Consider the following 8,683-nt stretch of genomic DNA (forward strand, 5'->3'; position numbering starts at 1 on the left):
CGCTGTACGCGACCCGCGTCGACGTGCACTCCGCCGTCGTGACCACGGCCCTGCTCGACCTCGTCCCCGGCGTCACGGCACGTGCCGGCTACGCGCCCGGCGCACCGCTCACGGGCGACGCGCACCACGCCGTGCGGGCCGCCGCGCTCGCCGCCGTCACCCCCGCCCACCGCGCCGAGGCGCAGCGCGCGGCCCTCGCCCGCGCCGCGTCGCTCGGCATCGGCTCGGTCCACGAGTGCGGCGGTCCCGAGATCTCCGACGAGGAGGACTTCACCGGCCTGCTCGCCCTCGCGGACGGCGAGCCGGGCCCGCGCGTGCGGGGCTACTGGGCGCAGCACGTCACCGACGAGAAGGACGCGCTGCGGGTGCGGGAGCTCGGCGCGATCGGCGCGGCGGGCGACCTGTTCGTGGACGGTTCCCTCGGCTCGCACACGGCCTGCCTGGCCCAGCCGTACGCGGACGCCCCCGGTTCGGGATCGGCGCAGCTGGACGCCGAGGCGGTCGCGGCGCACGTCGCGGCGTGCACCCTGGCCGGCATCCAGGCCGGCTTCCACGCCATCGGGGACGCGGCGATCGCCACGGTCGTCGAGGGCGTGCGGGCGGCCGCGGAGAGCGTCGGCATCGCCGGGGTGCGGGCCGCGCGCCACCGGATCGAGCACGCCGAGATGATGACGCCGGAGACGGTCGCGGCCTTCGCCGAGCTCGGCCTCACCGCCTCCGTCCAGCCCGCCTTCGACGCCGCCTGGGGAGGGGAGGACGGGATGTACGCGGCCCGTCTCGGCGCCGAGCGTGCCCGTACGCTCAATCCCTACGCGGCGCTGCTGAAGGCGGGCGTGCCGCTCGCCCTCGGCTCGGACAGCCCGGTCACGGCGCTGGATCCGTGGGGCACGGTGCGGGCGGCGGCCTTCCACCGCACGCCCGCGCACCGGGTGTCCGTGCGGGCCGCCTTCACCGCCCACACGCGCGGCGGCTGGCGGGCGATCGGGCGCGACGACGCGGGCGTCCTCGTGCCGGGCGCGCCCGCGGACTACGCGGTGTGGCGCACCGAGGAACTCGTGGTCCAGGCCCCGGACGACCGGGTGGCCCGGTGGTCGACGGATCCGCGCTCCGGTACGCCGGGGCTGCCCGACCTGACGCCGGGGCGCCCGCTGCCGGAGTGCCTGGAGACCGTGGTGGGCGGACAAACCGTCTTCAGGCACCCGAACGGGTGACGTCCGGGACAATTCGCACCTGGGGCCGGTGATCCGAAGGGCGCCCGGCGACCTGCGGATCTTCGTCCCTGACCTGGCCGTTCCCGGTAACGGCGCAGGTAGGACCCGTGTTGACAGTGAGGCGCCGGGGGCCGGTAGGTTCGGCGGGTCCACCACGGCAGACCGTCCGGCGTCCTCCGCACTCCGCCGAACGCCACTGGGTCGGGGGCGGTGAGCCGCACAGGCGCACCGCCACTGGGAGCCAGGCCCAGCTCCGGCGCACCAGGGGTGCGGGAAGGTTTCAGCCGGTCGGCGGGTGCGACCCCGGACGGGGCCCCGGCGTTCAGTAGACAACGGCTTTCGGACGGCCCGCAGCCAGCGGGCCCCAGGTCGGCCCGAAGGACGCCGGGCCCCGGTCCCCAGCTCGCGAACCCCGGAGCGGCGGACCGCGGGACGGGCTGGACCTCCCCGCGTGCGGTCAGACGAACTGTTCGTACGACAAATGCACCCGTGGAAGCGACCAACGTCACTGTGCTCGCTATGGTGGTGCCTCGGCGCGGCACGACGAAGGGGCACTAGTGAACGACGGCGGTCAGAGGCGGTTCGGTCCGCTCGGCTCGGCCTTGGTGATCATCCCGACCTACGACGAGGCGGGAAACATCGAGACGATCGTCAAGCGCGTGCGCTCCGCGGTCCCGGACGCCCACGTGCTCGTCGCCGACGACAACAGCCCGGACGGCACCGGCCGGATCGCCGACGGGATCGCGGCCGCCGACAGCAGCGTCCACGTCCTGCACCGCGAGGGCAAGGAAGGCCTCGGTGCCGCCTACCTGGCGGGGTTCCGCTGGGGCATCGACCACGGCTACGGCGTCCTCGTCGAGATGGACGCCGACGGCTCGCACCAGCCCGAGGAGCTGCCCCGGCTGCTCACCGCGCTCAAGGGCGCCGACCTCGTGCTCGGGTCCCGCTGGATGCCGGGCGGCCGCGTGGTCAACTGGCCGCGCACCCGCGAACTCATCTCGCGCGGCGGCAGCACGTACTCGCGGCTGCTGCTCGGGGTCCCCATGCGGGACGTCACCGGCGGCTACCGGGCCTTCCGCAAGGAGACCCTGGAGGGCCTCGGACTCGACCAGGTCGCCTCGCAGGGCTACTGCTTCCAGGTCGACCTGGCACGCCGCGCCGTCGAGGCCGGCTTCCACGTGGTCGAGGTCCCGATCACGTTCGTGGACCGCGAGGTCGGCGACTCCAAGATGAGCCGGGACATCTTCGTGGAGGCCCTCTGGCGGGTCACCGCGTGGGGTGTGGAGAGCCGGGCCAACCGCCTCCTCGGGCGCCGGCCGATCGGCCCCGGCCGGGTCCCGCGCGAGGGCGGCGCCGCCGAGTCCAGACCCGCCGAGTCCTGAGTTCGCACCGCCTCCGTGCGGGCCGGGCGGCCCCGATCACCCTCTTACGCCGTCCGCACGCGACGGCAGGCACACTGGAGAGATGACCACCGCTATGCCGCAGGGGACCGCGCCGAAGCGCTCCCGCGCCCGGGCACTGCTGCCGTTCGGCGTACTCGTCTGGATCGCGCTGGAGATCTGGCTGCTGACCCTCGTGGGCGACGCCGCCGGCGGGCTGGTGGTCTTCCTGATCCTGGTGGCGGGCGTCGTCCTCGGCTCCGTCGTCGTCAAGACGGCGGGGCGGCGGGCCTTCCACAACCTCCGGCAGACGCTCCAGCAGCAGCAGAGGCGGCAGCAGGCGCCGGAGTCGGGGCCCGACGCGCGGGAGGAGGCCGGCACGGCCGCCCACACCGCCAGGAACGGCTTCCTGATGCTGGGCGGCCTGCTGATCATGATCCCCGGGCTGCTCACCGATGCCGTGGGCCTGCTCCTGCTGATTCCGCCGGTGAGGTCGCTCGTCGGCGGCTTCGCGGACCGGTCGATGGAAAAGCGCGTACGGGCGTCCGTGCCCGACGACCTCCAGGACGCCTTCCAGCAGGCGCGGCGGACCCGGATGGGCCAGGACGGCAAGGTCGTGCAGGGCGAGGTCGTACGGGACGACGAGCCGGGCGGCGGACGCCCGCGCGGCGACGAGGGCCCGCGGCCCCCGCTCCTGCCCTGACCCCGCTCACCGACGGAGCGGCTTCCGCCCTCGCCAGCGACCTGGTTCACCTCGCCCCCGACCCGGTTCACCGCCGGGATCGGCTCCCGCTCCGCCGGGCGCGGCCGATGCGTCCGGCGGACCGGTCCGGGGCGTCACCACGGCGGACGTGCGGCCCCCGGCACGACTCCCGGCACGACGAAGCCGCGGGCCGCGACACCTGGTTCGGTGTCGCGGCCCGCGGCTTCTCGTTCAGTTGCGTACCGTCATCGGCGGACGGTGCGGAGTCGGGTCAGGCGGACTTCCGGCTGTCCCGCGGATGCACGGCGATGTTCATGGCACCCGAGCGCAGAACGGCGAGCCGCTCGGCGAGAACCTCTTCGAGCTCCTCGCGCGTACGCCGCTCCATGAGCATGTCCCAGTGCGTACGAGCGGGCTTGCCCTTCTTCTCCTCGGGGCCTTCTCCGTCCACCAGGAGTGCCTGGGCGCCGCACGCCTTGCACTCCCACTCCGGCGGAATCTCCGCCTCCACCGAGAACGGCATCTCGAATCGATGTCCGTTCTGGCATGCGTACTCCACCGCCTGGCGCGGGGCCAGATCGATGCCGCGGTCCGTCTCGTAGCTGGTAACCACAAGTCGCGTGCCGCGGAGAGCTCGCTCACTCATGAATCGTGCCTCCCGGGCTTGTCGCCCACAGGACAAAGTGTCGCTGTCGTCGTCTTCCGGTCAACGTCCGGTCGGCGGTAAAGATTCCCGTTCCGGTGCTGCGTCGCCCGTCGTACCGCTGGTCATCGCTAGGTGTTCGACTACCCGCCGTCGCCCGGATTGTCACCTCTCGGAAGAGATGTCACCCTGCATTTTTCATACAGAACCACGCAGGAACGGTACGGCTGGCAGGCCAAACGCGTACACTACCGCCCTTTCATCCCGGCGTCTAAATTCGCCCGGGCACGGCGTTGCCCGCCTCCGTCACCGCCTGTCTCACCCGTACCCGCGAAAGCAGCAGGGAACCCGCCACGAAGAAGACCAGCAGTGAGACGATCGCCACCCGGTAGCTGCCGGTCAGCTGGTAGGCGAGGCCGAAGGCCAGGGGCCCGAGCCAGCTCAGGCCCCGGTCGCTGAGCTCGTAGGCCGAGAAGTACTCGGCCTCCTTGCCCGCGGGGACCATGTGCGAGAAGAGCGACCGGGACAGCGCCTGGCTGCCGCCGAGCACCAGGCCGATGGCCGCGGCGAGGCCGAAGAACCAGGCGGGCGCCTTCGCCGGGAGGAAGTAGCCGACGACCAGGATGAGGATCCATACGCCCAGCGAGGCGAGGATCGTCCGCTTGGTGCCGTACGTCCGCGCCAGGCGGCCCATCGCGAGCGCTCCCGCGACGGCCAGGACCTGTACGAGGAGCACCGCGACGATCAACGTGGTCTGTCCGAGCCCCAGCTCGTCCGAGCCGAAGACGGACGCCTGCGAGATCACGGTCTGGATGCCGTCGTTGTAGATCAGGTACGCCAGCAGGAAGGCCAGCGTCAGGGGATGGCGTCGCATGTCCCGCAGCGTCGCCGCGAGCTGCCGCCAGCCGCCGACGGCCCCCGCCGCCGTTCCGCCCGCCGCGGCCCCGGTGCCCGGCCCGCCCGCTCCGCCGCGCGCCGCGGCCCGGCGGTCGCGCAGCCTGCGCAGGGGCACCACCGTGAACACGCCCCACCACACCCCGGCCGACGCCAGGCAGATCCGCACGGCGGTGCCCTGCGAGACGCCGAAGGAGTCGTGCCCCGAGTACAGGATCAGGTTGAGGACCAGCACGAAGGCGCCGGACGTGTAGCCGAAGGCCCACCCGCGCGAGGAGACCCGGTCGCGTTCGTCCGGCTCCGCGATCTCCGGCAGGTACGCGTTGTAGATCGCCGACGACACCGGCAGGGCCACGTTCGCCACGATCAGCAGGCCCGCGCCGAGCAGATAGCGGTCCCCGTCGAGGAAGAACATCCCCGCCGTGGCGGCGGCGCCGACGTACGCCGACGCGGCCAGCAGCGGTTTCTTGCGCCCGGTGCGGTCGGCGACGGCGCCGGTGAACGGCATCAGCAGCACCGCGAGCACGATCGAGACGGAGATCGTGTACGCGTACAGCGACCCCGCCCGCACCGGTATGCCGAGCGGATGCACGAAGCCGTGCGCGTCGGCGGCGTGCCGCGCGACCGAGGTGAGGTACGGCCCGAGGAAGACCGTGATCACGCTCGTCGAGTAGACCGAGTTGGCGAAGTCGTAGAAGTACCAGCCGCGCTGCTCGCGCCGCCGGGCCCCCGCCCCCTCGGCCGCTGCCCTGCCCGCACCAACGGTCTCGGCGCTCAAGGCGCGTACCTCCCCGTCCCCCGTGCGCCGGTCCGCGGTTCCAGGCCGGAGCGGGCGGCGCCTGCCGGTCAGCGCCACACCCCGCGCGCCTCGAACACCGCGCGGAGCGTCTCCAGATGATCGGTCATGATGCCATCCACGCCGAGGTCGAGGAGCGCATCCATCCGTTCCGGGTCGTTGATCGTCCACACGTGCACCTGGAGCCCGCGCGCGTGCGCCACGTCGACGAAGCGCCGGTCCACCACCCGCAGACCCGCCTGCTCGACGGGCACCTGCGCGCACACCGCGCCCGCCCGCACCGGCGCCGGAACCCCCAGCGACCGCAGCCGCAGCCCGAGCACGCCCCGTACCCCGTACGAGGTCGCGAGGCGCGGCCCGGCCAGCCGCGCGGCCCGCGCCACCCGTGCCTCCGAGAACGAGCCGACGCAGACCCGGTCCCAGCTGCCGGTCGCCCGCAGCAGGTCCAGCAGGGGCGGCAGCGCCGAGGGCGCCTTCATGTCCACGTTCCACCGCGCGCCGGGGAATTCGGCGAGCAGGTCCTCGAACAGCGAGGGCGGCTCCTGCCCCGCCACCCGGGCGCGGCTCGCCTCCGCCCAGGTCAGGTCCCGGATGCGTCCCCGCGCGTCGGTCACCCGGTCCAGGGTGTCGTCGTGGAGGGCGACGAGCCGCCCGTCCGCCGTCGTGTGCACGTCCGTCTCGAAGTACCGGTACCCGAGCTCCCAGGCCCGGCGGAACGCGGCGGCGGTGTTCTCGACGCCGTCGGCCGCGCCGCCCCGGTGGGCGAAGGCGAGGGGTCCGGGACGGTCCAGGTAGGGATGGGTCGGCCGGTCTCGGGTCACGGGGGCAGTATGGCGCCCTCCGGTGTCGTCCCGGCGACGTCCGGACGGCCGGCATCCGCCGCGGGGACGGCGAAGACCCGCAGGAAGAGCTGCGCGAGCGGGCCGATGAGCAGCGCGTACGCGACGGTGCCGACGCCCAGGGAGCCGCCGAGCGCGAACCCGGCGGCGACCACCGCGACCTCGATCGCCGTGCGCACCAGCCGGATCGACCGGCCGCTGACCCGGTGCAGGCCCGTCATCAGGCCGTCGCGCGGGCCCGCGCCGAAGCGCGCGGCGAGGTACAGCCCGGTCGCCGCTCCGTTCAGCACGATGCCCGCGGCGAGCAGGCCCGCCCGGGCGGTGAGGCCGTGCGCCTCGGGCACGACCGCAGTGGTGGCGTCGATGGCGAGCCCCACGACGAACACGTTGGACACCGTCCCGAGGCCGGGCCGCTGCCGCAGCGGGATCCACAGCAGCAGCACGACCGCGCCGACGAGGATCGAGACGGTGCCGATGGACAGGCCCACCAGGTCCCCGACGCCCTGGTTCAGGACGTTCCACGGCTCCAGTCCCAGCCCGGCGCGGATGATCAGCGCGGACGAGCCCCCGTACAGGGCGAGCCCCGCGTACAGCTGGGCGAGACGGCGCGGCAGGTGGCGGGCCCGGCGGGGCGTGGAGGACACGGCGTACCCTTTCCATGACATCGGTGGACCGGACGAGGCCAGCCTGTGGCAGGCTGATCGGGGCCAACCATGGCCAATCCGGGGAAGGTGGACCGCTTTCATGGCCCAGTGGACATCCGCCGTCGGTGCGACCCAGCTCGCCCGGCAGCTCGCGGCACAGCGGCCCGAACCCGGGCACGGCCCGGCGGCCGGCCGGCGAAGGCAGCCCGCCTACCGGGCCCTCGCCGACGGCATCAGGCTCCTCGTGCTGGAGGGCCGGGTGCCGGTGGCCGCCCGGCTGCCCGCCGAGCGGGAGCTGGCCGCCGCACACGGCGTGAGCCGTACGACCGTCGCCGCGGCCTACGAGGCCCTGCGGTCCGAGGGGTTCCTCGAGTCGCGCCGCGGCGCCGGCAGCTGGACCGCCGTGCCGGCCGGCAACCCGCTGCCCGCCCGGGGCCTCGAACCGCTGCCGCCCGAATCGCTCGGCTCGCTCATCGACCTCGGCACGGCCGCGCTGCCCGCGCCGGAGCCCTGGCTGACCCGTGCCGTCGGCGGCGCCCTGGAGGAACTGCCGCCCTACTCCCACACGCACGGCGACTATCCCGCCGGCGTGCCCGCCCTGCGGCAGCTGCTGGCCGAGCGGTACACGGCGCTCGGCGTGCCCACGATGCCCGAGCAGATCATGGTCACCACGGGCGCGATGGGCGCCATGGACGCGATCTGTCACCTGTTCGGGGGGCGGGGCGAGCGCATCGCGGTCGAGTCCCCGTCGTACGCGAACATCCTCCAGCTGATGCGGGAGGCCGGCGCGCGCCTGGTGCCCGTCGCGATGGCCGAGGGCCTGGCCGGCTGGGACGTCCCGCGCTGGCGGCAGGTGCTGCGCGACGCCGCGCCCAGGCTGGCGTACGTGGTCGCCGACTTCCACAACCCGACGGGCGCGCTCGCCGACGAGGACCAGCGGCGGCAGCTCGTGGACGCGGCCCGCTCGGCCGGCACGGTCCTCGTGGTCGACGAGACCATGTCGGAACTCCTCCTGGACGAGGGGGTGGCCATGCCGCGCCGGGTGTGCGCCTTCGATCCGGCCGGCAGCACCGTGATCACCGTCGGCTCGGCCAGCAAGGCGTTCTGGGCCGGCATGCGGATCGGCTGGGTGCGTGCCGCTCCCGACGTGATCCGCTCGCTCGTCGCGGCGCGCGCGTACGCCGACATGGGCACCCCCGTGCTCGAACAGCTCGCGGTGCACTGGCTGATGAGGACCGGCGGCTGGGAGGAGTCCCTGCGGCTGCGCCGGGCGCAGGCGAAGGACAACCGGGACGCCCTGGTCGCGGCGGTCCACGAGGCGCTGCCGGACTGGGAGTTCCACGTCCCGGCGGGCGGCCTGACGCTGTGGGTGCGGGCCGGCGGCCTCTCCGGCTCGCGGCTCGCCGAGGTCGGCGAGCGGGTGGGGGTCCGGGTGCCCTCGGGGCCGCGCTTCGGCGTCGACGGCGCCTTCGAGGGGTACGTACGGCTGCCGTTCACCGTGGCGGGCCCGGTGGCCACGGAGGCCGCGGCCCGGCTGGCGCGCGCGGCCGCGCTGCTGGAGCCGGGCCGGGGCG

Annotated in this window: 8 protein-coding genes; 4 read left to right on the forward strand and 4 right to left on the reverse strand. The window is 74.2% G+C overall.

The genetic code is table 11. The annotated features are described in order from the left end of the window. The 3 genes from L1885_RS18485 to fxsA form a co-directional block, all read left to right on the forward strand. On the forward strand, positions 1–1,211 hold a 1,211-nt coding region (locus tag L1885_RS18485; RefSeq protein WP_235798245.1), incomplete at its 5' end, for an amidohydrolase. 557 nt (positions 1,212–1,768) lie between these two features. Then, positions 1,769–2,593: a polyprenol monophosphomannose synthase gene (locus L1885_RS18490; protein ID WP_235798247.1), complete on the forward strand. Its 825-nt coding sequence runs from the start codon at positions 1,769–1,771 to the stop codon at positions 2,591–2,593. A gap of 82 nt (positions 2,594–2,675) precedes the next feature. Beyond that, positions 2,676–3,293 carry an FxsA family membrane protein gene (gene fxsA / locus L1885_RS18495; RefSeq protein WP_235798248.1) on the forward strand — a complete coding sequence of 206 codons (618 nt, stop codon included), beginning with the start codon at positions 2,676–2,678 and terminating at the stop codon, positions 3,291–3,293. A gap of 271 nt (positions 3,294–3,564) precedes the next feature. Here fxsA and L1885_RS18500 read toward each other — a convergent pair whose 3' ends face one another. The 4 genes from L1885_RS18500 to yczE form a co-directional block, all read right to left on the reverse strand. After that, positions 3,565–3,939 (reverse strand): RNA polymerase-binding protein RbpA, encoded by a 375-nt coding sequence (locus L1885_RS18500; protein WP_030757047.1) that lies wholly within the window; start codon positions 3,937–3,939, stop codon positions 3,565–3,567. Between the two features lie 268 nt (positions 3,940–4,207). Further along, a complete protein-coding gene (locus L1885_RS18505; RefSeq protein ID WP_235798249.1) occupies positions 4,208–5,608 on the reverse strand; it encodes an MFS transporter in 1,401 nt (466 codons plus the stop codon). Positions 5,609–5,676: 68 nt separating this feature from the next. Then, entirely contained in the window at positions 5,677–6,447 is a 771-nt protein-coding gene (locus L1885_RS18510) for a glycerophosphodiester phosphodiesterase family protein (protein ID WP_235798251.1), read from the reverse strand. Then, positions 6,444–7,130: a membrane protein YczE gene (yczE, locus tag L1885_RS18515; RefSeq protein ID WP_235798252.1), complete on the reverse strand. Its 687-nt coding sequence runs from the start codon at positions 7,128–7,130 to the stop codon at positions 6,444–6,446. Before yczE ends, L1885_RS18510 begins: the two co-directional genes overlap by 4 nt. 79 nt (positions 7,131–7,209) lie before the next feature. Between yczE and yczR the strand changes: the two genes are divergently transcribed. After that, on the forward strand, positions 7,210–8,683 hold a 1,474-nt coding region (yczR, locus tag L1885_RS18520; protein WP_235798254.1), incomplete at its 3' end, for a MocR-like transcription factor YczR.

Source organism: Streptomyces fuscigenes (genome assembly GCF_021556455.1).
In the GTDB taxonomy this organism is placed as follows: domain Bacteria; phylum Actinomycetota; class Actinomycetes; order Streptomycetales; family Streptomycetaceae; genus Streptomyces; species Streptomyces fuscigenes.

Bases quoted from the DNA above. Each gene is read 5' to 3' on its own strand.
- yczE (WP_235798252.1), bottom strand. From the start codon at position 7,130: ATGTCATGGAAAGGGTACGCCGTGTCCTCCACGCCCCGCCGGGCCCGC.
- fxsA (WP_235798248.1), top strand. From the start codon at position 2,676: ATGACCACCGCTATGCCGCAGGGGACCGCGCCGAAGCGCTCCCGCGCC.
- L1885_RS18500 (WP_030757047.1), bottom strand. From the start codon at position 3,939: ATGAGTGAGCGAGCTCTCCGCGGCACGCGACTTGTGGTTACCAGCTAC.